The sequence below is a fragment of the Ruegeria sp. genome (genome assembly GCF_040830605.1).
Taxonomy (GTDB): Bacteria; Pseudomonadota; Alphaproteobacteria; order Rhodobacterales; family Rhodobacteraceae; genus Ruegeria.
Genome location: NZ_JBFOMD010000004.1, coordinates 589,022 through 611,798, shown reverse-complemented (window position 1 = coordinate 611,798; position 22,777 = coordinate 589,022). Strand labels below are relative to the sequence as shown.

24 protein-coding genes, 1 other RNA gene and 1 riboswitch are annotated in these 22,777 nt (G+C 62.6%); of the genes, 16 read left to right on the top strand and 9 right to left on the bottom strand.

The features are described from left to right. Window positions 1-86: 86 nt before the first annotated feature. On the bottom strand, window positions 87-596 hold the full coding sequence (locus AB3N21_RS09735; protein ID WP_171177546.1) for a cytochrome c family protein: 510 nt from the start codon (window positions 594-596) through the stop codon (window positions 87-89). A gap of 120 nt (window positions 597-716) precedes the next feature. Here AB3N21_RS09735 and AB3N21_RS09730 point away from each other — a divergent pair, with 120 nt between their 5' ends. Then, complete coding sequence (locus AB3N21_RS09730; RefSeq protein ID WP_367935043.1) at window positions 717-1,550, top strand: prephenate dehydratase; 834 nt, start codon at window positions 717-719, stop codon at window positions 1,548-1,550. A 102-nt stretch (window positions 1,551-1,652) separates the two neighbouring features. Here the strand turns inward: AB3N21_RS09730 and AB3N21_RS09725 are convergent, their stop codons facing one another. Next, on the bottom strand, window positions 1,653-2,123 hold the full coding sequence (locus tag AB3N21_RS09725; protein WP_367935042.1) for an SRPBCC family protein: 471 nt from the start codon (window positions 2,121-2,123) through the stop codon (window positions 1,653-1,655). A gap of 39 nt (window positions 2,124-2,162) precedes the next feature. After that, window positions 2,163-3,146 (bottom strand): NAD(+) diphosphatase, encoded by a 984-nt coding sequence (nudC, locus tag AB3N21_RS09720; RefSeq protein ID WP_367935041.1) that lies wholly within the window; start codon window positions 3,144-3,146, stop codon window positions 2,163-2,165. 198 nt (window positions 3,147-3,344) lie between these two features. Between nudC and AB3N21_RS09715 the strand changes: the two genes are divergently transcribed. The 3 genes from AB3N21_RS09715 to rsgA all read left to right on the top strand — a co-directional run bounded on the left by AB3N21_RS09715 (window position 3,345) and on the right by rsgA (window position 6,617). After that, on the top strand, window positions 3,345-5,267 hold the full coding sequence (locus AB3N21_RS09715; protein WP_367935040.1) for a bifunctional 2',3'-cyclic-nucleotide 2'-phosphodiesterase/3'-nucleotidase: 1,923 nt from the start codon (window positions 3,345-3,347) through the stop codon (window positions 5,265-5,267). Window positions 5,268-5,306: 39 nt separating this feature from the next. Further along, window positions 5,307-5,405: signal recognition particle sRNA small type (gene ffs, locus AB3N21_RS09710), an RNA gene on the top strand. Window positions 5,406-5,585: 180 nt separating this feature from the next. Continuing rightward, window positions 5,586-6,617, top strand: a complete 1,032-nt coding sequence (rsgA, locus tag AB3N21_RS09705; RefSeq protein ID WP_367935039.1) for a ribosome small subunit-dependent GTPase A — start codon at window positions 5,586-5,588, stop codon at window positions 6,615-6,617. A gap of 28 nt (window positions 6,618-6,645) precedes the next feature. Here the strand turns inward: rsgA and AB3N21_RS09700 are convergent, their stop codons facing one another. Continuing rightward, the gene (locus tag AB3N21_RS09700; RefSeq protein ID WP_367935038.1) at window positions 6,646-7,509 is read right to left on the bottom strand and encodes an alpha/beta hydrolase; all 864 of its coding nucleotides are present in this window, start codon (window positions 7,507-7,509) and stop codon (window positions 6,646-6,648) included. Window positions 7,510-7,593: 84 nt separating this feature from the next. Between AB3N21_RS09700 and AB3N21_RS09695 the strand changes: the two genes are divergently transcribed. Together AB3N21_RS09695 and AB3N21_RS09690 are read left to right on the top strand one after the other, a co-directional pair. Beyond that, a complete protein-coding gene (locus tag AB3N21_RS09695; RefSeq protein WP_367935037.1) occupies window positions 7,594-8,157 on the top strand; it encodes a TetR/AcrR family transcriptional regulator in 564 nt (187 codons plus the stop codon). A gap of 17 nt (window positions 8,158-8,174) precedes the next feature. After that, window positions 8,175-8,395: riboswitch (cobalamin riboswitch) on the top strand. A gap of 87 nt (window positions 8,396-8,482) precedes the next feature. Then, complete coding sequence (locus tag AB3N21_RS09690) at window positions 8,483-8,887, top strand: hypothetical protein (RefSeq protein ID WP_367935036.1); 405 nt, start codon at window positions 8,483-8,485, stop codon at window positions 8,885-8,887. 121 nt (window positions 8,888-9,008) lie between these two features. Here the strand turns inward: AB3N21_RS09690 and AB3N21_RS09685 are convergent, their stop codons facing one another. After that, window positions 9,009-9,512: a dual specificity protein phosphatase family protein gene (locus AB3N21_RS09685; protein WP_367935035.1), complete on the bottom strand. Its 504-nt coding sequence runs from the start codon at window positions 9,510-9,512 to the stop codon at window positions 9,009-9,011. 110 nt (window positions 9,513-9,622) lie between these two features. On the opposite strand from AB3N21_RS09685, the gene AB3N21_RS09680 reads away from it, so the two are divergent. From AB3N21_RS09680 to recR, 5 genes are all read left to right on the top strand, one after another. Next, window positions 9,623-11,440 carry a DNA polymerase III subunit gamma/tau gene (locus AB3N21_RS09680; protein ID WP_367935034.1) on the top strand — a complete coding sequence of 606 codons (1,818 nt, stop codon included), beginning with the start codon at window positions 9,623-9,625 and terminating at the stop codon, window positions 11,438-11,440. A 9-nt stretch (window positions 11,441-11,449) separates the two neighbouring features. Beyond that, the gene (locus AB3N21_RS09675) at window positions 11,450-11,920 is read left to right on the top strand and encodes a hypothetical protein (protein WP_367935033.1); all 471 of its coding nucleotides are present in this window, start codon (window positions 11,450-11,452) and stop codon (window positions 11,918-11,920) included. 178 nt (window positions 11,921-12,098) lie between these two features. Next, window positions 12,099-12,968, top strand: a complete 870-nt coding sequence (locus AB3N21_RS09670; RefSeq protein WP_367935032.1) for a TauD/TfdA dioxygenase family protein — start codon at window positions 12,099-12,101, stop codon at window positions 12,966-12,968. Window positions 12,969-13,232: 264 nt separating this feature from the next. Next, complete coding sequence (locus AB3N21_RS09665; protein ID WP_171177523.1) at window positions 13,233-13,577, top strand: YbaB/EbfC family nucleoid-associated protein; 345 nt, start codon at window positions 13,233-13,235, stop codon at window positions 13,575-13,577. A 55-nt stretch (window positions 13,578-13,632) separates the two neighbouring features. Continuing rightward, window positions 13,633-14,226 carry a recombination mediator RecR gene (gene recR, locus AB3N21_RS09660; RefSeq protein WP_367935031.1) on the top strand — a complete coding sequence of 198 codons (594 nt, stop codon included), beginning with the start codon at window positions 13,633-13,635 and terminating at the stop codon, window positions 14,224-14,226. A 10-nt stretch (window positions 14,227-14,236) separates the two neighbouring features. On the opposite strand, the gene AB3N21_RS09655 is transcribed toward recR, so the two are convergent. Both AB3N21_RS09655 and AB3N21_RS09650 read right to left on the bottom strand, forming a co-directional pair. After that, on the bottom strand, window positions 14,237-14,872 hold the full coding sequence (locus tag AB3N21_RS09655; RefSeq protein ID WP_367935030.1) for a glutathione S-transferase family protein: 636 nt from the start codon (window positions 14,870-14,872) through the stop codon (window positions 14,237-14,239). Window positions 14,873-14,884: 12 nt separating this feature from the next. After that, window positions 14,885-15,514 (bottom strand): ribonuclease T, encoded by a 630-nt coding sequence (locus AB3N21_RS09650; RefSeq protein ID WP_367935029.1) that lies wholly within the window; start codon window positions 15,512-15,514, stop codon window positions 14,885-14,887. A 130-nt stretch (window positions 15,515-15,644) separates the two neighbouring features. Here AB3N21_RS09650 and AB3N21_RS09645 point away from each other — a divergent pair, with 130 nt between their 5' ends. Both AB3N21_RS09645 and AB3N21_RS09640 read left to right on the top strand, forming a co-directional pair. Further along, on the top strand, window positions 15,645-16,412 hold the full coding sequence (locus AB3N21_RS09645) for a DUF1013 domain-containing protein (protein WP_367935028.1): 768 nt from the start codon (window positions 15,645-15,647) through the stop codon (window positions 16,410-16,412). 57 nt (window positions 16,413-16,469) lie between these two features. After that, window positions 16,470-16,862, top strand: coding sequence for a hypothetical protein (locus AB3N21_RS09640; RefSeq protein ID WP_367935027.1), 393 nt, complete (start codon window positions 16,470-16,472; stop codon window positions 16,860-16,862). 35 nt (window positions 16,863-16,897) lie between these two features. Here AB3N21_RS09640 and AB3N21_RS09635 read toward each other — a convergent pair whose 3' ends face one another. Together AB3N21_RS09635 and AB3N21_RS09630 are read right to left on the bottom strand one after the other, a co-directional pair. Continuing rightward, entirely contained in the window at window positions 16,898-17,929 is a 1,032-nt protein-coding gene (locus AB3N21_RS09635) for a permease (RefSeq protein ID WP_367935026.1), read from the bottom strand. Next, window positions 17,917-18,231: an ArsR/SmtB family transcription factor gene (locus AB3N21_RS09630; RefSeq protein ID WP_367935025.1), complete on the bottom strand. Its 315-nt coding sequence runs from the start codon at window positions 18,229-18,231 to the stop codon at window positions 17,917-17,919. Before AB3N21_RS09630 ends, AB3N21_RS09635 begins: the two co-directional genes overlap by 13 nt. 149 nt (window positions 18,232-18,380) lie before the next feature. Here AB3N21_RS09630 and AB3N21_RS09625 point away from each other — a divergent pair, with 149 nt between their 5' ends. The 3 genes from AB3N21_RS09625 (at window position 18,381) to xsc (ending at window position 22,768) form a co-directional block, all read left to right on the top strand. Beyond that, window positions 18,381-19,334, top strand: coding sequence for a hypothetical protein (locus tag AB3N21_RS09625; protein WP_367935024.1), 954 nt, complete (start codon window positions 18,381-18,383; stop codon window positions 19,332-19,334). Between the two features lie 68 nt (window positions 19,335-19,402). Then, complete coding sequence (locus tag AB3N21_RS09620; RefSeq protein ID WP_367935023.1) at window positions 19,403-20,863, top strand: PLP-dependent aminotransferase family protein; 1,461 nt, start codon at window positions 19,403-19,405, stop codon at window positions 20,861-20,863. Between the two features lie 132 nt (window positions 20,864-20,995). Further along, window positions 20,996-22,768, top strand: coding sequence for a sulfoacetaldehyde acetyltransferase (xsc, locus tag AB3N21_RS09615; RefSeq protein WP_367935022.1), 1,773 nt, complete (start codon window positions 20,996-20,998; stop codon window positions 22,766-22,768). The last annotated feature ends 9 nt before the right edge of the window (window positions 22,769-22,777 follow it).

The following is a 22,777-nucleotide window of genomic DNA, read 5'->3' as shown; positions in this document are numbered from 1 at the left end:
CGTGAAGATAGCTTCAAGCGCCCGGAAAACAAAAAAAGCCGCTGCGTTTCCACAGCGGCTTTGTCTTGACGCAGGAGCCAACCTGATCAGTCGTCCAGGCTATCCAGATAGGCGATCACGTTCACCCGGTCTGCCGCCTTCTTGAGACCGGCAAAGCTCATGGATGTGCCCGGAACATCCGCGCTCGGCTTGGCCAGGAAGGCATCCAGCGCTTCCGGGGTCCAGTCGCCGCCCTTGTCCTGCAGCGCGCCCGAATAGGCGCCAAAGCCAGCAGCCGAGGCTACCGGGCGACCGACAACGCCATACAGATAGGGCCCGGTGCCGTTTGCGCCGTCTTCCAGCTTGTGGCAGGCTGCGCATTTCTTGAACACTCTGGCGCCTTTTTCGACGTCCGCGGCCATCATCATCTCGTCAAAGCTGACTTCCTCGGCCTCACTGATCTCGTCAGCCGACCCCTCGGTTTCGATAATGTACGAAGCCTCTCCGTGGCTATCCACGTGATAGAGGGCTTCGGCCGCCCATTTTGCCAGAAGCAGCGCCAGGAAGGCGCCAAACAGGCCAGCGGCGGCCTTGGTAACTGTCATCGTGTCAAACATTGATCGCGAGTCCATTTCAGCTGTCTGCGCGGCTGTCTAAGGCTTCCCCTTGCAAGAGGCAAGGTATAGACACCGCGACCAAACGCCCAATTGATGAACTTGTTGCACGGAAACGACCAAATGACCAACCGTATCGCCTTTCAGGGAGAGCCCGGCGCCTACAGTCACGAGGCCTGCCGCAATGCGCGGCCCGATATGGATGCTTTGCCTTGCCGCACCTTCGAGGACGTGATCGAGGCGGTGCGGTCAGGCGATGCCGATCTGGCGATGCTACCGGTCGAGAACTCGACCTATGGCCGCGTGGCCGACATCCACCGGCTGCTGCCCCATAGCGGGCTGCATATCATCGACGAGGCCTTTGTGCGTGTGCATATCAACCTTCTTGCGGTGCCCGGTGCGCGGCTGGAGGACATTGCCGAGGCGCATTCCCATCTGGTCCTGCTGCCCCAGTGCCAGGGATTTCTGCGCCAACACAACATCCGTGGGCGGGTCAGCCCGGACAATGCCCGCGCCGCGCGTGAAGTCGCCGAGCGTGGAGATAAGGGCCATGCGGCGCTGGCCAGCGAACTGGCAGCCGAGATATACGGGCTCGACGTGTTAGCCCGGCATATCGAAGATCGGGGCGACAATACCACCCGCTTTCTGGTCATGTCCCGCGAGATGGACGAATCACGCCGCGGCGATCATGAAATGATCACCAGCTTCGTGTTTCAGGTGCGCAACATCCCTGCCGCTCTCTACAAGGCGATGGGCGGGTTCGCGACCAACGGCGTGAACATGGTCAAGCTGGAAAGCTACATGGTCGACGGGTCCTTCACCGCGACCCAATTCTATGCCGATATCGTCGGACACCCGGAGGACAAGAACGTTCAGCTGGCCATGGACGAGCTGGAGCATTTCACCACCAATGTCGAGATTCTCGGCGTCTATCCCGCAGCCCGGTCGCGCAGCTAAGACGACTGATCGGGGCGATGCAAGGCGTTTGGAAACGCCTTAACGCGGTTGAAAACCGCGTTTCAAGCCGCTTGCAAGCGGCTTTCCCGCCGGACTTTCCGGCTAAGCCGAAGACCGGGAGTGACGCTCTTCCAGATCCCTTGCCAACTCGGCCAGCCTGAGCTCGAACTGCCTTTTCAGCCGCGCCCGCGCTAGCTTTAGAGATTGCAGAAACAGACGTGCCGGCAGCGTCTTTGGCGTGAGCTTGAGGTCAAAGATCAAACGGGTTCGGCTGGCAGACAATGCCAGCAGTTCGATCCCCGTGAATGCGTCCACGCCCTTGCTTGTGGCCTGAAAGCGCATCAGGTGCGGGGGCTCGTAGTGTTCGAGCACAACCTGCATCTCGCGGTATTTTCCCCGGATCCTGAGAACCGTATCCCATGTCACCCCAACCGGTGACGCGACCGATCCCGCTGACCTCGTTACCTCGACACCGCGCCGGATTGCCAGACGTTCGAACCGCTCAAACTCCGAAAGCATACCAAACACCGCCGCGATAGGTGCCTCGATATCTTCCCTGCCAGAAAAATGCATCTATTCCCTGCGCGTTTCGTTATCCGGGTCACTGTCGATTTAATCCAATGTATCCGCAAGCCAGTTCTGCAAGAGAAAATGGGCGATGGCCCCTTTCCGGGCAGGCAGCAGATTCGGATGCTCGCCCGCAAATACCTGCATCATCTCGCCCTTGCCAACCCAAAGCGCATCTTCGATCTCGACCGGGTCGATCCGAATATCACGGGACAGCGCCTTGCCCGCGCAGCCGAACATCAGCGACGCCGGGAAGGGCCATGGCTGGCTGGCGAGGTAGTCCACTTGCCCCACACGCACGCCGGCCTCTTCCATCACCTCGCGGCGCACCGCGGCTTCCAGCGTCTCTCCGGGTTCAACGAAACCCGCCAGAAGCGAGTACATGCCCTCGGGCCATCCGGGCGAGCGGCCCATCAGCACCGAATCGCCATGTGTGATCAGCATGATCACCACCGGGTCGGTGCGCGGGAAATGCTGACCGCCGCAGGTGGGGCAACTGCGCTGCCAACCCGCCTGAACCATCTCGCTTTGCGCGCCGCAGCGTGCGCAGAATCGGTGTGTTTCATGCCAGCCGATGACAGCCTTGGCGCTGGCCGCAAGCTCCGCATCGCGCGGGCTGAGCCGGGACATGATGCGGCGAAGCTCAGCAAAGACATGGCTTGCGGGCAGATCCGGGTGCTGCTGTTCGGTCGGGTCGACGAAATTGCCCAGGCCTGAGAGGTCCTGCCCTTCGGGTTGCCACGCCGAGATGTCGGCGGCAAAAAGTGGTGCCTCATCCTGAGCCAGACCCAGCAGAACCGGCCCGTCGGCAGCACCGCCCGGCCCGGATTGCACCAGCGGATGGGTCATCGGTACCAGAGACAGTCGATCCAGCCGCTCGCCCTGCACCAGCGGTTTGCCGCGCCAGAGCAACAGACAGGCGGCCTTTGGATGCGCCCTTGCGGCAGCCAGGGCCGCGGCATCGCCCCGAAGATGCGCTGCCCGGTTCAGCCCGGACCCGCCGAAAGTGACCTGCTCTGCCCGCTTCATTCCTTGCTTCCCTTTGCCATTCGGCACAGGGCTGCCATGGCCCGCGCGGCGGTGCAATGGCAATCAATGCCCGGTCGTTTCACTGATTCAGCGTTAAACCGCAGAATTTTCACAACACATTTTGCATGAGTTCACTTTTTCAGCGTTTTGAATTCATTTAGAACAACCATAAAAAGAAACCCAAACGATTTGGTATAGATGGCATTGTTATCCACCGGTGGCGGCGACGCGTCTCAAGAACGGGACCAACCTGCCCAAGGCACCACCGCCCGGCTGCGGCTGCTGGCGACGTCCGACCTGCATATGAATCTGCTCAGCTTCGACTATTACGCGGACAGATCAGAGCCGACCGTAGGGCTGACCCGCACCGCAAGCCTCATCCGCGCGGCCCGTGCCGAGGCCAATGCGTCGGGTACAAGTACTCTTTTGGTGGACAATGGCGATTCCCTGCAGGGAACGCCACTGGGTGAGTGGGCGGCTGAGGAAAGTGATGTCTCGCACCCGCTGATGCAGACCTTTGACCATTTGGGATACGATGCCATCGGTTTGGGAAACCACGACTTCAACTTTGGACTGGACGCGCTGGACCGAATTCTTACGCAAGCACCTTGCCCGGTGCTGTGTTCGAACCTGCTCCGACTAAGAGGCTCTACCTCATGGCGGGCCGCGGCAATCCTGACGCGAACCGTCGCCGCTGGCGAAGAAACCTATCAATTGCGAATCGGCCTGTTCTCGGTCCTGCCGCCGCAGACGATGGAATGGGAAGCGCATGTGCTTGAAGGCCAGGCGGACGCCTCGGACATTTTGAGCGCTGCTGAACAGGCAGTGCATAAACTGCGCGGACAGGGATGTGATCTGATCGTCGCGCTGGCGCACACTGGGTTGGACGATGGCACCGCGCGGACCAACATGGAGAACGCCGCGATACCGCTTGCCTATTTGGAGGGTATTGACGCTGTCGTGGCCGGACACACCCACCTGCTTCTTCCCGGTGTGGAGCACGAGGGGCTGAGAGGCGTGGAAGCCAGACACGGGCTAGTGCATGGAAAACCGATGGTGATGCCGGGTGCATCCGGGTCCCATCTGGGCGTGATCGACCTGACATTGGCGGCCGATGGGCAGGGAGGATGGCAGATCACCGAGCGCAGAGCCGAGTTGCGCCCGATCTTTGAGCGAGATGCCAGCGGCGACGCGATTCCGACAACACCCGAGGACCCTGAACTAACAGAGTTGCTCGCCCCAGCACACGCCGCGACCCGTGCCCGGATGGGGCAGCCGGTGGGCCAGATCGAACACCCCCTGCACAGCTATTTCAGCTTCTGTGCACCCGACCGAGGGCTGGCGCTGGTAGCCGCCGCTCAGGCCGCTGCACTGCGCCCCTATCTGTCGGGCAGATCAGAGGCAGAGCTGCCGCTGCTTTCGGCTACGGCCCCATCGAAATTCGGCGGGCGGGCGGGCCCCCGGCATTATACCCAGGTGCCCGCGGGGCAGATCTCTCTGCGACACGTGGCCGATCTGCATGTCTTTCCCAACGAGTTGCGCGCGCGCATCGTAACCGGTGCGCAGCTCCGGGACTGGCTCGAGATGTCCGCTGTGCTATTCCACCAACTCACTCCCGGCAACCACGGGACCGAGCTGGTAGACCGCGACCGTGCAGGATATAATTTCGATGTGTTGCACGGGGCGGAGTACAAGATCGACCTGTCCGCCCCGGCGCGGTTTCACCCCGATGGCACCCTGACGGACCCTGCCCATCACCGGATTCACGACCTGAGGCTGAATGGCACCCCGGTGACGGACGATCAACGCTTTGTGGTGGCCCTGAACAACTATCGCGCCGCAGGTGGAGGTCATTTCGCAGCGCTTTCAGGTGCTGACAAGATCTCTATCCCATCTCTACGCATTCAGGACATCCTGCGCGACTATCTCACCGGGCGACTACCCTCCGACCCGCTGGAAAACGCGCCGCCTTCGTGGAGGTTTTCGCCCCTGCAGGAAACGCAGGCGATCCTGCGCACCGGACCGGGCGCAGAACACTACCTTGATGAGCTTGCAAGGTATCAGCCCGAGCTGCTGGGCATGGATCAAGACGGCTTTTTGCGCCTCGGGCTGCGGCTCTGACGGGTTGCCTTTCCCTACCAGCCTGGCTATATCGACAGTCGAGAGGTTGGCGCGGGCGAGCGCCTCGCCAACCTGGTCAGGTCCGGAAGGAAGCAGCCACAACGAGTCCCGCTTGGGTCGATGTCCAGCCTCTCACTAGACCGCATCGCGCGGCGTACCAGAACCAGCAAGCCGTAGGAGGGCTTTTATGATTGTAGCAAAATCCCTTCAGGCAGTGCGGTTCTGACCGAAGTTATCCAGTCCCCTGCCTGAACCCATCCCAAGCGGGTGCGCGTGCGCCATCGGCTTGGCTTGCGTGATTCCTACTCAGGCAGAGCAATGTCTTTTACTTACCCGGACCTCGGATGGTCCTCCTTCTTCGCAGCCCAGGCGGCAGTGGACCCTCACCTTGTGCCCTTTCGCATCGCGGCAGTTCATCGCGACCGGCTGACCGGATTGTCGCCGCACAGCGAACACCCCTTGCTGGCTCCTGCAGGCCAGACCACCGGCGGGTTTGCCGTCGGCGACTGGGTGCTGGCCGATGACACCAACCGCATCACACAATTGCTGGACCGGCGCACGGAACTCAAACGCCGCGCAGCGGGCACGGATGCGCAATCCCAACTGATCGCGGCAAATGTGGATGTGCTCTTCATCACCAGTTCCTGCAATGCCGATTTCAACCCGGCGCGGCTGGAGCGGTACCTGGCGCTGGCCAATCAGGCCGGATGTTACCCTGTGGTCGTGCTGACCAAGGCCGACACGTGTGATGATCCACGGGACTACGTTACGCAGGCCGAGGCGCTGGCGCCGTTTCTCACGGTCCTTCCGGTCAACGCGCACGATGGAGAAGACCTGCGCCGAGTGGCAGAGTGGTGTCCGGCAGGGCAAACCGGCGCTTTGCTCGGGTCCTCGGGGGTCGGCAAGACGACGCTCACCAATGGCCTCACCGGCTCGGCGGATGCGACCGCTGGGATTCGCGAGGACGATGCCAAGGGCCGCCACACCACCACCTCCCGCTCGCTGCGCCGGATGACCAACGGTGGCTGGCTGATCGACACGCCCGGCATGCGCGCCCTGCGCTTGTTGGATGCGGGTGAGGGCGTTGACGCGGTCTTTGCCGATCTGCTGGAACTGGCCGCGGCGTGCCGGTTTTCCGACTGTTCGCATCAGGGCGAACCCGGCTGCGCCATCGAGGCCGCAATTGCTGCCGGTGAGCTTGATCCCGACCGCCTGAATCGCTGGCAGAAACTACAGCGCGAGGACCGATACAACTCGGAAACCGTGGCCGAAGCACGAGCGCGGCATCGGGAGTTCGGAAAGATGATCAAGTCGGTTCAGCGCGCCCATAAGGGGCGCAAAGGCTACTGACCGGGCGGGGGCGCCTGTGAGGGCGCTCCTATGCCTCCCCCAGCAGCGCGGGCCAGATCGCGGCGTTGCGGCGGGCAAAGGCGCCGAGATGCCCCACCGTCTTCAACCCGAAATCGCGCGGGTTCAGCTCCTGTTTCCGTGCCGCGGGGCCATAGACCTTTTGCAGCCGCCAGACACATTTGGCCGGGATCATGACATCGTCGCTCAGCGCGATTAGATCGACCGGCGCTCCGGTGCGGCCCCAGTCCAGTGCAGGCAAGCTCACACTGGTCTCGGGCAGGTAGCTCTGGCGCGAGGTGCACCATTTCCGCCATTGCCAATAAACCTGCGGCGGTAGATCCGCTCCAAAACCGGTGATTTTACCGGGCAGATAGCCCAGCGTCTTCACCATCAGCGGGACATGGCCAAACCAGAAAAGCCGCGCCAGTGCCTGATAGGGCCACGGGTGGTCGGCGTGATGCACCAGTCCGGCGCAGACGCAGATCATGCGGTCGATATCCTCGATCCCGTCCTGCAGGGGCATCAGCATGCCGCCCACCGAATGCCCGATCACCCAGAGGGGTACGCCGGGATAGCGGCGGCGCATCTCTGCCCGCGCTGCAGGCATGTCGACCAGCGCCCAATCGGCCATGGTCACGTTTGAGTCTTGTAGCCGTCCGTTCAGAGAGGTTCCGAAATCACGATAATCGTAGGTCAGGCAGGCCATCCCGCGCTCGGCCGCCAGCCAACGGGCGAAATGGCGGTAGTATTCGCGCGGTACGCCGGTGGCGCTATTCAGGACAACGACTGCTGCAGGAGCCTCTGCCGGGTGGTGAAGCACCGCCGACAATGCGGCAGATCCCGCCGGGAACCGGAATTCCTCGACCGTTACCGTTGCTTGCGCGTCCAGCATTGTCACCTCCCGCGACCTCCTAGACCAATCGGTCTATATCTCATTCTGGACCAATCGGTCTAGTCCTGTCAATATGGCAGCCAAATGACCGAACGCCCGCTACCGACAAAAGACCGCCTCATCCGTACCGCCGCAGAACTGTTTCGGCGGTCAGGTTATAACGGCGTGGGGCTGAGCGAGTTGCTGAGCGCCGCCGATGCGCCCAAGGGTTCGCTCTATCACCACTTTCCCAACGGCAAATCCGACCTTGCCGTCGCCGCTGCCACCTGGGCCTCGGACGGGATGCTGCGGCTGATCGCAGCCTCATTCGAACCGGCAGACAGCTTTCAGGACGGGGTCGAGACCCTGTGCCACAAGGTTGCGAAACTGTTCGATAAATCGGGACAGTGGGATGGCTGTCCGATCTCCTCCACCCTGTTCGAGGGGCCTGACAACGCCACATTCCGCGACCATGCCCATCACCTCTACGAAGGCTGGATCACCGAAGTGGCGCATCATGCCGGACGTTTCGGCATCTCCAACCCGCAAGAGACCGCCGATACGCTCTTCATCCTGCTCCAGGGCGGCTGGCAATTGGCGCGGGCACGGCAGAGCTCGGATGTCCTGCGCGCGCTGCCACAGAAGATGCGTCTCACCAAAATCCATTGACGTCCGCCCATGCAACCCGCTAGCCATCAGGTGATGGTTCCCGCGCCGAATCTGCGGCCGGGATGAAAAGGGAACACGGTGCGGTCCAAACCGGGAAACCGGGATGGACCAAGGCCGCGACTGCCCCCGCAACTGTAGGCGGAGAGCGATGCCGGAATGCCACTGGCCGTAAGGCTGGGAAGGTCGGCAAAGCACAGACCCGCAAGTCAGGAGACCTGCCATCGGAACCGTAACTCGAACTCGGGCGGGGTGTCCGGGGTGGGTCCGATAGCTGCCTGCTGTCCTTCCCGTCCGCCGCCCCCGCCCAGCGCGCGGAGGGCGCATCATGATCTGGAAGACCAACTCTCACATATTCACGGCAACCCTGTGCCGCCACACCGGTAAAACCTGTCCGGCTCTTGCCCGTATGGCCGAAAAACTGGCGCAAGCCATGGACAAGGCGAAGCCAGTTACCACCGAAGACTTCGAGATCGAGGGCAACAGCACCCTGAAAAACTGCCCGCACGCCTGCTCCGCCCGGTTCCGGGCCAGTCACGAGCGCATCAGGATCTTCTGCGGCGTAAGGGCCGATGAGGATGGCAACAGGCTCGATCAGTTTGCCGATACGCTTTTGTCGTCCGAGGCTCTGATGCTTCCGGCAGGCTGGTTGGCGCAACCGCCCTGCGCGCTGCTCGAAGCAGTTCCATTGGGCGGGGAACACCACGCCAGCCAGCACACCGTTTCCCTCTGACGTGATACGGCACAACCCGCGCGGGCAAGGCGTTTGCAAACGCCTTCATGCGGTTTCAAACCGCATAAAGCCCCTTGCAAGGGGCTTGGTCCCGGTGGAACCGTTTCGCTCCGAATGACTGTCAGGACCCAGCGGACAGCTTTTGCCCCTGCAGCGCCCAGTTCATCTGCCCTTCGGTCTCGACAGCGCAGGCCCGCACGGCACGCAGATGATCCAGCGCGTCCTTGGGTGTTTCGCCACATTCGATCATCAATCGCAGCGCCACCATGCCGGACCTGCCGCAGCCGCCCCGGCAATGCACCAGCACCCGGCCACCGCCTGCCAGCGCTTGCCGAGCGGCGGCGCTGACGTCCGGCCATTTCAACTGCACGGCGCGTGGCGGCGCCCCGAAATCCTCGACCGGAAGATGCGCCCAACGGCAGGCGCGACCCTGAATGTCCGATCCGAAATTGCGCGCGCCGTCCTGAATCATTTCGATCTCGGTGGTTATCGAGATCACCAGCCCCGGCTCCCACGCAGCGATAGTGTCGAGGTCCTCGGGATAGTTGCCATGCCGCCCCGGCATCGGGCTGATCGCCAGCGTTCCGCCGCCGACCTGCAAGGCGTAGATCACAAATTCAGACATGCCCGGCCCCCTCCCCGAAACCATGAACACAAAGCCAGAAATTCTCGCCAGGGTCTCAATGTTGTACCCCTGCTTGCCCTGAAACCAAAAGAAAAACGCAACAGGCGGCTGTGGACGCGGGCCACGCAGCGCTCTACGCTGCCGCCTCAAGACACGAATCCGGCAGAGCAGAGATGACCGACACCGCAACCGCCCCCTATCAGGTCCTTGCCCGCAAATACCGCCCCGAAACCTTTGCCGATCTGGTCGGTCAGGATGCAATGGTGCGGACGTTGAAGAACGCGTTCGAAGCGGACCGGATCGCGCAGGCGTTCATCATGACCGGCATTCGCGGCACCGGAAAAACCACCACCGCGCGGATCATCGCCAAGGGCATGAACTGCGTCGGCTCTGACGGCGAGGGCGGCCCCACCACCGATCCCTGCGGTCAGTGCGAGCATTGCGTGGCCATCATGGAGGGCCGCCATGTCGACGTGATGGAGATGGACGCGGCATCCCGCACCGGGGTGAACGATATCCGCGAGATCATCGACTCGGTCCGCTACCGCGCCGCCAGCGCGCGTTACAAGATCTATATCATCGACGAGGTCCACATGCTCTCGACCAGCGCTTTCAACGCGCTGCTCAAGACGCTTGAGGAACCGCCCGAGCATGTGAAGTTCATCTTCGCCACCACAGAAATCCGCAAGGTGCCAGTGACAGTACTGTCGCGCTGTCAGCGGTTTGATCTGCGTCGGATCGAACCCGAGGACATGATCGGCCTGATGCGCAAGATCGCTGGCGCCGAAGGGGCCGAGATTGCCGATGACGCTCTGGCGCTGATTACCCGCGCTGCCGAGGGTTCGGCCCGCGATGCCACGTCGCTGCTGGATCAGGCAATCAGCCATGGGGCGGGTGAGACCAGCGCCGATCAGGTGCGCGCCATGCTGGGGCTGGCCGACCGGGGCCGGGTGCTGGACCTGATGGACATGATCCTGCGCGGCGATGCGGCGGCGGCCCTGACCGAACTGGGCGGGCAATATGCCGAGGGCGCCGACCCGCTGGCGGTGCTGCGCGATCTGGCCGAGATCACCCATTGGGTCTCGGTGGTCAAGATCACGCCGGACGCGGCAGAGGACCCCACCGTCTCGCCAGATGAACGCTCGCGCGGCGTGCAGATGGCAGAAGCGCTGCCGATGCGGGTACTGACCCGGATGTGGCAGATGCTGCTGAAAGCGCTGGAAGAGGTGGCCGCCGCGCCCAACGCGATGATGGCTGCCGAGATGGCGGTGATCCGGCTGACCCATGTCTCGGACCTGCCCAGCCCCGAGGAACTGATCAAGCGGCTGCAGGATGCACCGCCTCCACCTGCTCCGGGACCCGGCGGCGGAATGCCGCTGCAAAGAATGGGCGGCCCGGTGGCGAGCGCACCGGCCCCGGCCTACACCGCCGCCCCGCGCGGCAATGGCGGCGCACCGTCCGCCGCGCTGGCGCAGGATGTGCAGGCCGCACTGGCGCGCTACCCCAGCTTTGAGCATGTGGTGGAACTGATCCGCGCCAACCGCGACGTGAAGCTGCTGGTCGAGGTGGAAACCGGCGTCCGACTGGTCTCGTACCAGCCCGGGCGGATCGAGTTTACGCCCGCCGAACAGGCGCCGACCGATCTGGCGCAACGCCTCGGCTCGCGCCTGCAGGGCTGGACCGGCAACCGCTGGGTGGTGTCGGTGGTACCGGACGGCGACGCCCCGACCATCGCCGAACTGCGCGACGCAGCCGAGACGGCACTGAAAGCCGAGGCCGAGGAGCATCCGCTGGTGCAGGCGGTGATGGCGGAGTTCCCGAAGGCGAGGATCGTCAGGATCGAAACCCCGGAACAGCGCGCCGCCAAGGTCGAGACAGAAGCGCTGCCCGAGGTCGAAGACGAGTGGGACCCGTTCGAAGAGGATTGAGTGGAGTGTATGCGCACTGAGTTCGGAATTCTGGAAGACGTCAAAACACTCGCGATTGAGTACTACAACGTAACCGAAAAGCCCTTGGGCGTTACCGGCGAGATCGCAGAATTCGAGGCCGCCTGCCTTTTGGACCTGCACCTGACGGAGGCTCGCAGCGCAGGCTACGACGCTGTTCGAGTGACCGATGGAAAGCGGCAAACCATACAAATCAAGGGGCGCCGCAAGGGCAAGCGGCGAACTTGGGGTATGGTCCCCTCGATCAACACCGACAAGGCTTTCGACACGGTTGTTCTGGTTCTGTTGACCGAGGGTTTTGACGTACACGAAATCTGGGAGCATCGCGACGGGCGGTTATCGACGCGTTTGACAAGCCGGGATCGAAGGCCCGCAACGAACGCCGCGCGATGGCGGTGTCGAATTTCAAATCCATCGGCCATCGGGTCTGGTCGCAGCCCGGCAATAGTAAGCTCTATTTGATGGTGTGACGAAGCTTGGACTCGTTCTTTTCGTTCTCCGGCGCGCGCCCCTTTGTCCCAAAGCCAACCCGTCCAGCACGCATGTACATACTCGAGATCACCCCAAAGGTCGCAAACCCGCTAGATGCGACGCTTTCCTCGCCGCATTCTGACCGGAAATTCCGCGAGGGAGCCCTGACATGCACACCACGCCGCTTCACCCTCGCTTCGGGCTGACCGTCCATGGCGTCGATCTGCGCGAGGTGACCGCAGACCATCTGTTCCCCGAGATCCGGCGGATGTTCGAAACCCATTCTGTCCTGCTCTTTCCGGTGCAGTCCATCGCCGACGTGGATCATGTGCGGTTAGGTGAGCTGTTCGGCCCGCTGGAAAATCGAGAAGCGATGGCGGCGGGGCGCGATGTGGCGTTTCAGGTCTCGGACCTGTCAAACCAGACCGAGGCCGGGCTGCGCGCCCGCGACGATCTGCGCCTGCTGGATTTGCAGAGCAACATGCTCTGGCACACCGACAGCACCTTTCTGCCAATCCCCGCGCTGGTCAATATCCTGACGGCGCTGGTGGTCCCGCCCACGGGTGGCGAGACCGAGATCGCCTCGACCCGCTCGGCCTGGGCCGACATGCCCGAGCCCCTGAAGGCACGGCTGCGGGATGCGGTCATCTGGCACCGGCTGTCCCATTCGCGCTCCAAAATCTCGGCCAAGCTGGCTAGCCTTCCGAGAATGACCCGCTGGCCGGATCGCCCGTGGCGGGCGGTCTGGCCCAACCCAGTGACCGGCGAAGAGGCACTGTTCATCGCCTCGCACGCCTTTGCCATCGAGGGCATGGGCCACGCAGACAGCCAGGCGCTGCTGGAAGAGGCCATCGAATTCTGCACCCGGCCGGATTACGTCTACAGCCACACATGGCAGGTGGGCGATGTACTGATCTGGGACGAACGCGCCACTTTGCATCGCGGCCGTCCATGGAACTACGACCACCCCCGCACGCTGAAATCCATCTGCTGCTCGGTCGCCGACGCCGATGGGCTTGCCTCGGTTAGAGTGGTCTGAAGCGCCCGGAGAAACACGGGCTCCCGCGCCCGCCACGGTCCATCGGCTGACGCCGATGACCCTGAGCGGCCTTGGGCCCGGCACGGCGCGGACATAGCCCGCGCCGTGCCGGGCCCAACGGGAGGAGATGTCTCGCCAGAGACATCGACGACGGGCGGGAGCGCCTGTTCCTCCGGTCCAGCGCATACATCGGGTATGTGACCCTTGTGCTGGCCCCATCCCACCCGTATCTAGGCAGCAAACCGACTTTCAGGAGATACCCTCATGCTCAAAGGCCTTGGCGGTCTTGGCGATATGGCCAAGATGATGAAATCCGCACAGGAACTGCAGACCAAGATGACGCAGATGCAGGACGATCTGAACGACATCCTGGTCACCGGCGAATCCGGCGCCGGTCTGGTCAAGGCCACCGCCTCGGCCAAGGGCGAGCTCAAGGGGCTCGACATCGACCCATCGATTTTCAACGGCGACGACAAGGAAGTGGTCGAAGATCTGATCCTGGCCGCCATCAAGGACGCGCAGGCCAAAGCCGCCGAACGCTCGCAGGACGAGATGGCCAAGCTGACCGAAAGCATGGGCCTGCCCAAGGACATGAAACTGCCCTTCTGATCCCCGCAACTGCGCTGCCGGAGGCCGTGCCTCCGGCGTCTGGACAGGCCGACACGTGAGCTCAACCCGTGACATCGATGCCCTGATCGAACTGATGGCCAAGCTGCCTGGCCTCGGCCCGCGTTCGGCGCGGCGGGCGGTGCTGCACCTGATCCGCAAACGGGCGCTGTTGCTGACACCGCTGGCCGACACATTGCAGACTGTGGCCGAGACCGCGCGCGAATGCCTGAACTGCGGCAATGTGGGCACCGCCGACATCTGCGACATCTGCGAAAGCGAGGCGCGCGCCACCGGTGAGCTGTGCGTGGTCGAGGATGTGGCCGACCTCTGGGCGATGGAACGCGCGACGGTGTTCAAGGGGCGGTATCACGTGCTGGGCGGCACCCTTTCGGCTCTGGACGGCATCGGGCCCGAGGATCTGCGTATTCCCCGCCTGAAGGACCGGGTCACCGCAGAAGGCATTACTGAGGTGATCCTGGCCCTGAATGCCACCGTCGACGGCCAGACCACCGCCCACTACATCGCTGACCAGTTAGAGGGGCAGGTCCGGCTGACCTCACTGGCGCAAGGGGTTCCGATTGGGGGCGAGCTGGACTATCTGGATGACGGGACGATCACGGCCGCACTGCGTGCGCGGAAGGAGTTGTAAGGCGGCTTTCTCAGCGCAACGGGTCGGTATCCGATAGCATGTCCAGAGTGGCAATCTGATCCCACCAACCGCGCAAGAACCGAAATGGATGAAGCGCCCGTTTGCCTTCGTCCGCTTCCACAAAATAGGCCAGCATCGGCGCGAGGTGGCAATCCGCAAGCGTGACGGCCCGCCCGTCAAGGATATTTCCCTCTGCCGCCAGATCGTCCAGCACCGACAGCACCTGTTTGGAAGCTTCGATACCTATTGCGACCTCGTCACTATTGGATGCTTCTCCCACCAGCGGTCGAAATACGCCGTGCGAAAAGACCTGTCTGACCATCGGCCAATAGGCGTAATTGTCGATGATCGAGATGACCTGGTCCATTCTTGCCAGGGCGTTGGCGTTCTCGGGCTGCAACGGCGGGCCCTCAAATGCCCGGTCGACATAGCGCGTGATCGCGCCCGTTTCGAACAGGTTGAACGAGCCGTGCGAAAGCACCGGAACACGACCGAACGGATGCAATTCGAGATAACTCTCCGGCAGGTCGGAAAACGGATTAACCTCGATCACCTCATAGTTGACCTGCTTGCAATGGAGCGCCACCCGGGCGATCCGGTTGTATACGCTGTATCGGTATCCATGAAGTTTCACAGGGGCCGCCATCTCATTCCCCGTTCAGCGAATCGGATCCAGCACCGCATCCTTGGCTCGGCAATCCCGGATGACGTCCGCGCCGCAGGGCACCGGGTCGAGATCGCGAGAGAGGCAAACCCGCACCTCCTGGATATGGCCGTCGCGGCAGGTGACGGTGACCATGTCCCGCTCCAGCGCAGGATTGGCCTTCAGAAATGCCTCTTCCACGACCGAAGCAGGCAGTTTCACGCTGCGGTCGAGTTTGCGGAACACCTCAGGTCGCGTCACTTCCTCATAGGCGCGGCGGGACAGGGTAAAATAGTCCGCTGCGCTCAATCCTGAACAAGTGCCATGCTTCCTCCACTGGTGCCAGGCCAGACCGGAACTTGCCTGAATGTCTTCCATTTCACGCGTCATGCGGCGGCTGGGCGGGGCCTCGGGCGTGCGGCAGTAGGATGGCCAGCCGCGGTGGAATTGCGGCCAGAGCCCATGCAGTATCCAGCCGTAATCATGCCGGGGGTGGCACTGGTCAGAACCGCGCGCATCGCCTTCGGTCGCACACCAGTTCGGCGACCAGCTGAGCGACAGGACGTAATAGTCGAACTCCCCTGCCTTCTCACCCTCGGCCAGAACCGGCAGTGCGCTCAGAACCCAGAAAACCAACCAGCGCATTCGCCTCTTCCCTTATTGCGTGGTCGCGACTATATACGGCTCAAGTTCCCCGACAACGGAAACCCGCCCCGCCATTCCGGGGCCGCCGACTTCCGGCGACGGGACAGATGTATTCAAAGGAGTGAGGCTTATGGCAAAACCTCTGATGGCCAAGGCAACCGCCGTATGGCTGGTGGACAACACGACGATCAGCTTCAAGCAGATCGCCGATTTCGTGGGTATGCACGAGCTGGAAATCCAGGGCATCGCCGATGGCGACGTGGCCGCGGGCGTCAAGGGCTTTGACCCAATCGCAAACAACCAGTTGACCCAGGAAGAGATCAGCAGCGCTGAGAACAATCCGCTGCACAAGCTGAAGCTCAAGTTCAACCCGGCCGCCGCAGGCGAGGAAAAGCGCCGTGGCCCGCGTTACACGCCGCTCAGCAAGCGGCAGGACCGTCCGAACTCGATCCTGTGGCTGGTCAAGTTCCACCCCGAGCTCAGCGATGGCCAGATCGCCAAGCTGGTGGGGACCACCAAGCCGACGATCCAATCGATCCGCGAGCGCACGCACTGGAACATCTCGAACATGCAGCCCATCGACCCGGTCGCACTGGGCCTGTGCAAACAGTCCGAGCTGGACGCGGTCGTGCAGAAGGCCGCCGCCAAGAAGGCTGCCGAAGGCGGCGTGATGAGCGACGACGAGCGCCGCAAGCTGGTGTCGACCGAGCAGTCGCTGGAAATGGATGCCGCACCCAAAATCCCGACCGCCATCGAGGGGCTTGAGACCTTCTCGCTGTCCGACAGCGAGGACAAGACCGAAGAGAAGGAAGAGATCATTGACGCAGACAGCTTCTTCAACCTGCCCAAGAGCGGTGACGAGGACGAAGAAGACGACAGCGACGATCCCCGTTTCTGATCCTGATACAGGCCCCGGCCATCTGGACTGGGGCCGTTTCGTAACTGCAGATCTGCCATGCTGAATATTCTTTCGACACTCCTCGGCCCACACCGCGCCGTCTCCGTCTACGCCTTTTTGCAAACCCGTGGCCTGGCCGTGCTGGGCGGGCTGTTTCTGGCCGCTATCATCGGTGTGCTTTACATGATGGGTAGCGATGACGAGCACCGGCACGAGGCGTTCATGACCGTCCCCGTGCTTTCAGCGACTGCAATCGGTGGAGATCTTGCGAATGGAGTTATTGCGTCGGTCCGGCTGCCTGATGGCTCGGCGGCCTCGCTCAACTCAACCGAGGGTCAGATCGCGCAGACGGTCGGCACCACGGCCTGCATCGAAAAACGGATCTATGTAAATAGCGGCGAGCCGCGCTATCGGCTGAAGCTGCCGCACAACTGCGCCGACGGACAATAGAACGGTTGGGCAGCAGAAGCCGCCCAACCTGTTCGTCAGACCATCTGGAACAGGATCCCGGCGACGATTGCGCCGCTGATCCCCAGCCCCAGATACATCGCAAACACCCGTGGCCGGACCAGCGACCAGACCGCCGCCATGGCCGGGATCGAGCTGACTGCGCCCGCGACCATGAAGGCCATTGCGGCCCCCGCGCTCATCCCCTGCTCCATCAGCCCCGCCAGAAGCGGCGGTGCGACATAGGAGTTCAGGTAAGCGGGCATTCCGACCAACGCCGCAGTCACGATGGGCGCAACGCCCTCGCCCCCCACCACGCGGGCGATCAGGTCGGCAGGCACATAGCTCACCAGCAGCGCCTCAAGCACATAAGCCAGCGCCAGCCATTTGAGCAGGAACACCCCGTTCTGCACGAATTCCAACCGAAACCGGGCGCGGCGCTCAGGCTTCTGCCAGAACCGCCAATGAGGTTTGTCATCCTTCTTTGTCGCCGAGCCGCAGCATCCGGCGGGTTTGTAGGCCTTCAGAGGCTGGGCAAAGGCCCCTTGCTTCATCAGAGCTTTGACGACGAAGCCGCCGAACAAGCCCAGCGCCACTGCCGCCACTGCCTTGCCGATGGCAAAGGGCCATCCCAAGGCACCTGCGGTGATCAGCAGGGTCGGCGGGTCGATGAGCGGCGAGCTGAGCCAGAACGCCATCACGGCTGACAAAGGCGCCCCCAGCGCCAGAAGGCCGGCAATGAACGGGATCACCTCGCAGGAACAGAACGGCGCCAGCCCGCCGAACAGCGCGGCCAGAAAGATCATCCGCACCTCGCGCCCTTCAAAGGCGCGGGCCACCATCACCTCGGCCCCGGTGGCCTTGAGGTAGGACAGCAGAAGCACTGCGAACAGGATGTATTGCCCGGTATGCGCCAGGGCCTTGCCCGCGAAGGTCACCACGTCGGCCCAGTTGCCCGGGTCCAGCACCGCCACCGCGATCAGGATCGCCACGATCAGCGCCCAGGGGGTTTTCAACGCCTCGACCGCGCTTTTCCACGACCGCCCGGGGTTTTGCGTCAGATCAGCCATCGTTTGCCGCCTTTTTTTTCCACATCTGCACAGCACTCGCTGAGAATGAACTGCGCCAGCTTCTCCAACTCATCGAACCGCGCCCGGTTGATCGTACTGCGGCCCACCTTTTCCTGTTCAACCAGCCCGCCGGCTGCGAGGAATTTCAGATGATGCGCCAGAGTCGAGGGCGCGATACCTGTCCGCTCCTGTATCTGCCCGACGCTCAGGCCCGGCTCCCCGGCGCGAACCAGTGTCTTGAGTACCTGCAACCGCGCCTCGGACCCCATGGCGGCAAATCCTGCCGCTGCCGTTTCCCACATTTGCATTATCTCCATTAAACTAGGAATCTAGTTATATAGTGATGATTGCTCTGTCAAGACTTGCAAAACCGACCCAAACGTAATCCCCTCGGAGCCGAAGACTGTTTTCTACTTTGATTTGATGACGAACCTGCAAGCGGAGCCCGCGGATGTCCGACAAAAGAAATGCCAACCTTCTCGCCACATCGCTTCAGTTGCAGGAGGCCGCGGACAACCTGTCGAACCAGACCCGCGCGCTCGACACCGTTCGGGACAAGATCACCAAGCTGGAACGTCAGCGGGCTGAACTGATCGAGTCGCTGTTTGGCGGAAAGGATATTCAGGGCAACAGCCTCAACGTCTCGCTGAACCACAAGTTCAAGAACCAGAAGAACGCGCTGCTCAAGAACCAGAAAGAGTTCGAGGCCGCGTTGGGCGCCTATTCCCGGCAACTCACTGAATTTGAAGAGACAATCCTGCGATACAATCACCGCGAGGCCGACGATTTCGCCGATGCCATCTCGGCCCGGTTCTGTTCAGGCGCGCTGCACCGGGCATTCGAGGGAATAGTCAAACGGCTGGTGACCGAGGCGAAGGCCGAACTGCCCGAGAGCGATTTCGAGCTGCCGGAGGATTCGCATGACTACATTCCATTTCCGATCCAGAGATATCTGGATGCGCTGATCCGGGTGGACGGCTACCTTTCGCTCGACCCCGATTATGCCGACCCTTCGCTGCGCTATCGTCCGGTTGCGTTTCTGGAAATGGGCTGCGCCACCGGGCGCAACCTGTTGCTGACGAAACTGTCACAAGTGCTGCTGCTCGACCGCTGTGCCGGGTTCGACCTGAACGATCATCTGATCGCAATCGGGCAGGCCGCATTGGGGCTGGGCGACGAGATCTTCGTGGCCGATGCGTTCGAATTCGACTACTCGGGCTACGACGTGCTGTTTTCCTACCGCCCGATCCGGACACCCGAGGCGCAGGCCGAACTTGAGAAAACGATGGTCGCCTCGATGCGGCAGAACGCGTATCTGATCGCCCCGATGGCCGAAAGCCTGGACCAGTTCCCCGAGTTGCAATGCCTGAACCGCAGCCTGGACATCTGGAAGAAAATCGCCTGACGACCTGTCTAGAATTCCCTCATAAGTCCAGATTGCACTCGGATTAAGGCCAGCATATGGTGGCCGCCATGGGGATTTCAGTCGACACCTTCTTTCTCAAACCGGACGCGCAGGGCACGCTGCAGGCGCAGATCCAGCAGATGATCGCCGAGGGGATCCTCTCAGGCCGGTTCCATGTGGGCGAAAAACTCCCCTCGTCGCGCAAGCTGGCCACCCATCTGGGCGTCAGCCGGATCACGGTGACGCTGGCCTATACCGAACTTCTGGCCAATGACTACCTGACCTCGCGCGGACGGTCCGGCTATTATGTGTCCGAGAACGCGCCGATCCCGCCGGTCTATTCGCCGACACAGCGGGGCGAGGAGATCGTCGACTGGAATCGCGCCATCGCGCGCCGGTTCTGCGGGGGTGACGTGCTGCCCAAACCCAGCGACTGGCGCGACTACCGCTATCCTTTCATCTATGGCCAAGCCGATCCGACCCTGTTTGATCACGCCAACTGGCGCCTTTGCGCGGTGCGGGCGCTTGGGCAAAAGGACTTTGCCTCTCTCACCGCCGATTATGTGGATCAGGACGACCCGCTGCTGGTCGAGTTCATCGCCCGCCACACCCTGCCCCGGCGCGGCATCACCGCCCGGCCCGAGGAAATCCTGATCACGCTGGGCGCCCAGAATGCGTTGTGGCTGGCCTCACGCGTGCTGTTGAGCGGCAACCGCAAGGCCGCGATCGAGGACCCCTGCTATTACGCCCTGCGCGAGTTGCTGCTCCGGTCGGAATGTCAGCTCGCGCCGCTGCGCGTCGATCTGGATGGCCTGCCCCCGGATGCGATCCCCGAAGATACGGATGTGATCTTTACCACCCCCAGCCATCAATGCCCGACCACCGCGACGATGCCGTTCGAGCGGCGGCGCGCCCTGCTGCAACGCGCGCGCGAAATTGGTGCGATGATCGTCGAGGACGACTATGAGTTCGAGATGGCCTTTCTGGGCGCGCCCTCTCCGGCGCTGAAATCGCTCGATAGGGGCGGCTGTGTCGTTTATGTCGGCAGTTTCTCGAAATCGTTGTTCCCGGGTCTGCGGCTGGGTTACATGGTCGGGTCCGAGCCCTTTATCCGTGAGGCGCGCGCCCTGCGCTCGCTGGTGCTGCGGCATCCTCCTGGCCACATCCAGCGCACTGCCGCCTATTTCCTGTCATTGGGCCATTACGACGCCCAGATCCGGCGGATGTCCACCGCGCTGCTGGAACGGCGCCAGAGCATGGAAGACGCCATCGTGCGGCACGGCCTGACCATCGCGGGTCGCGGCGCCTATGGGGGCTCGTCCCTTTGGATGAAAGCGCCTGAGCACGTGAACACCACCCAACTGGCCGAGACCTTGCGCCAGCAGAGCGTACATATCGAGCCGGGCGAGCCTTTCTTCAACGGCCCGGAACGACCGCACAACTACTACCGTCTCGGCTATTCCTCGATCCCCACCGACCGCATTCCGGCGGGTATCGAGCGTGTCGCCAAAGCCATCCAAACCAACTAGCGGCGGATTCTGGACATAACCCGGAAACATGTCTGGCCCTAACGCCCGACTGCCCCTTGCGCCTACACCAAATGCAACACCTCGCCGGAGCCCCGCCCCGGCTTTCATTCATATTGCATGGAGTGCGCCCCAATGAAGATGACGACGGAAGAGGCCTTTGTTAAGACGTTGCAGATGCATGGCATTGAGCATGCGTTTGGGATCATTGGCTCGGCGATGATGCCGATTTCGGATATTTTTCCGGCGGCGGGGATCACGTTCTGGGACTGTGCACATGAGGGCTCGGGCGGCATGATGGCCGACGGCTACACCCGCGCCACCGGCAAGATGTCGATGATGATCGCGCAGAACGGGCCGGGCATCACCAACTTCGTCACCGCCGTGAAAACCGCCTACTGGAACCACACGCCGGTGCTGCTGATCACCCCGCAGGCGGCCAACAAGACCATCGGTCAGGGCGGCTTTCAGGAGATGGAGCAGATGCGCATGTTCGCGGACTGCGTCGCCTATCAGGAAGAGCTGCGCGACCCGAGCCGCGTGGCCGAGGTTTTGAACCGGGTGATCCTGCAGGCCAAGCGCGCTAGCGCCCCGGCCCAGATGAACATCCCGCGCGACATGTGGACCCAGGTGGTCGATATCGAACTGCCGAAAATCGTCGAGTTCGCCCGCAACGCCGGCGGCGACGACGCGCTGCAGGAAGCCGCGGACATCCTGTCCGAAGCCAAATTCCCGGTCATCTTGAACGGCGCCGGCGTGGTTCTGTCCGGTGCGATTCCGGCCTCGGCCGAGCTGGCTGAGCGTTTGACCGCTCCGGTCTGCGTCGGCTACCAGCACAACGACGCCTTCCCCGGCTCGCACCCGCTGTTTGCCGGTCCGCTGGGTTATAACGGCTCCAAGGCGGGTATGGAACTGATCGCGAAGGCGGATGTCGTTCTGGCTCTGGGCACCCGGCTGAACCCGTTCTCGACCCTGCCCGGCTATGGCATCAACTACTGGCCGACCAACGCCAAGATCATTCAGGTCGACCTGAACCCCGACCGCATCGGCCTGACCAAGGACGTCACCGTCGGCATCGTCGGCGACGCCAAGAAAGTGGCCGAGGGTCTGCTGGCGCGTCTGGGCGACAGCGCCGGTGACGCGGGTCGTGAGGATCGCAAGAACCTGATCGCCACCACCAAGTCGGCCTGGGCGCAGGAGCTGAGCTCGCTGACCCATGAGAACGACGATCCCGGCACCACCTGGAACGAGCGTGCCCGGGCCGCCAAGCCCGACTGGATGAGCCCGCGCATGGCATGGCGCGCGATCCAGGCGGCGCTGCCGACCGAGGCGATCATCTCGTCCGACATCGGCAACAACTGCGCCATCGGCAACGCCTACCCGTCGTTTGAGGAGGGCCGCAAGTACCTGGCCCCCGGCCTGTTCGGCCCCTGCGGCTACGGTCTGCCTGCGGTGATCGGCGCCAAGATCGGCTGCCCGGACACACCCGTTGTCGGTTTCTCCGGTGACGGCGCCTTTGGTATCGCGGTGAACGAGCTGACCGCGATCGGCCGCGAAGAGTGGCCCGCCGTAACCCAGATCGTATTCCGCAACTATCAGTGGGGCGCCGAGAAGCGCAACTCGACCCTGTGGTTCGACGACAACTTCGTGGGCACCGAGCTGGATCAGCAGGTGTCGTATGCGGGCATCGCCAATGCCTGTGGCCTGAAAGGTGTGGTCGCCCGCACCCAAGACGAGCTGACCGCCGCCCTGAACCAGGCCATCGCGGACCAGAAGAACGGCATCACCACGCTGATCGAGGCGATGATCAACCAGGAACTGGGCGACCCGTTCCGCCGCGACGCTATGAAAAAACCTGTCCGCGTCGCCGGTATCAACGCCGCGGATATGCGCGAACAGCAAGTGTAATCGACACAG

Coding starts and splice junctions, on each gene's coding strand:
- AB3N21_RS09735 (WP_171177546.1), bottom strand. CDS start 596: ATGTTTGACACGATGACAGTTACCAAGGCCGCCGCTGGCCTGTTTGGC.
- AB3N21_RS09730 (WP_367935043.1), top strand. CDS start 717: ATGACCAACCGTATCGCCTTTCAGGGAGAGCCCGGCGCCTACAGTCAC.
- AB3N21_RS09725 (WP_367935042.1), bottom strand. CDS start 2,123: ATGCATTTTTCTGGCAGGGAAGATATCGAGGCACCTATCGCGGCGGTG.
- nudC (WP_367935041.1), bottom strand. CDS start 3,146: ATGAAGCGGGCAGAGCAGGTCACTTTCGGCGGGTCCGGGCTGAACCGG.
- AB3N21_RS09715 (WP_367935040.1), top strand. CDS start 3,345: ATGGCATTGTTATCCACCGGTGGCGGCGACGCGTCTCAAGAACGGGAC.
- rsgA (WP_367935039.1), top strand. CDS start 5,586: ATGTCTTTTACTTACCCGGACCTCGGATGGTCCTCCTTCTTCGCAGCC.
- AB3N21_RS09700 (WP_367935038.1), bottom strand. CDS start 7,509: ATGCTGGACGCGCAAGCAACGGTAACGGTCGAGGAATTCCGGTTCCCG.
- AB3N21_RS09695 (WP_367935037.1), top strand. CDS start 7,594: ATGACCGAACGCCCGCTACCGACAAAAGACCGCCTCATCCGTACCGCC.
- AB3N21_RS09690 (WP_367935036.1), top strand. CDS start 8,483: ATGATCTGGAAGACCAACTCTCACATATTCACGGCAACCCTGTGCCGC.
- AB3N21_RS09685 (WP_367935035.1), bottom strand. CDS start 9,512: ATGTCTGAATTTGTGATCTACGCCTTGCAGGTCGGCGGCGGAACGCTG.
- AB3N21_RS09675 (WP_367935033.1), top strand. CDS start 11,450: ATGCGCACTGAGTTCGGAATTCTGGAAGACGTCAAAACACTCGCGATT.
- AB3N21_RS09670 (WP_367935032.1), top strand. CDS start 12,099: ATGCACACCACGCCGCTTCACCCTCGCTTCGGGCTGACCGTCCATGGC.
- AB3N21_RS09665 (WP_171177523.1), top strand. CDS start 13,233: ATGCTCAAAGGCCTTGGCGGTCTTGGCGATATGGCCAAGATGATGAAA.
- AB3N21_RS09655 (WP_367935030.1), bottom strand. CDS start 14,872: ATGGCGGCCCCTGTGAAACTTCATGGATACCGATACAGCGTATACAAC.
- AB3N21_RS09650 (WP_367935029.1), bottom strand. CDS start 15,514: ATGCGCTGGTTGGTTTTCTGGGTTCTGAGCGCACTGCCGGTTCTGGCC.
- AB3N21_RS09645 (WP_367935028.1), top strand. CDS start 15,645: ATGGCAAAACCTCTGATGGCCAAGGCAACCGCCGTATGGCTGGTGGAC.
- AB3N21_RS09640 (WP_367935027.1), top strand. CDS start 16,470: ATGCTGAATATTCTTTCGACACTCCTCGGCCCACACCGCGCCGTCTCC.
- AB3N21_RS09635 (WP_367935026.1), bottom strand. CDS start 17,929: ATGGCTGATCTGACGCAAAACCCCGGGCGGTCGTGGAAAAGCGCGGTC.
- AB3N21_RS09630 (WP_367935025.1), bottom strand. CDS start 18,231: ATGTGGGAAACGGCAGCGGCAGGATTTGCCGCCATGGGGTCCGAGGCG.
- AB3N21_RS09625 (WP_367935024.1), top strand. CDS start 18,381: ATGTCCGACAAAAGAAATGCCAACCTTCTCGCCACATCGCTTCAGTTG.
- AB3N21_RS09620 (WP_367935023.1), top strand. CDS start 19,403: ATGGGGATTTCAGTCGACACCTTCTTTCTCAAACCGGACGCGCAGGGC.
- xsc (WP_367935022.1), top strand. CDS start 20,996: ATGAAGATGACGACGGAAGAGGCCTTTGTTAAGACGTTGCAGATGCAT.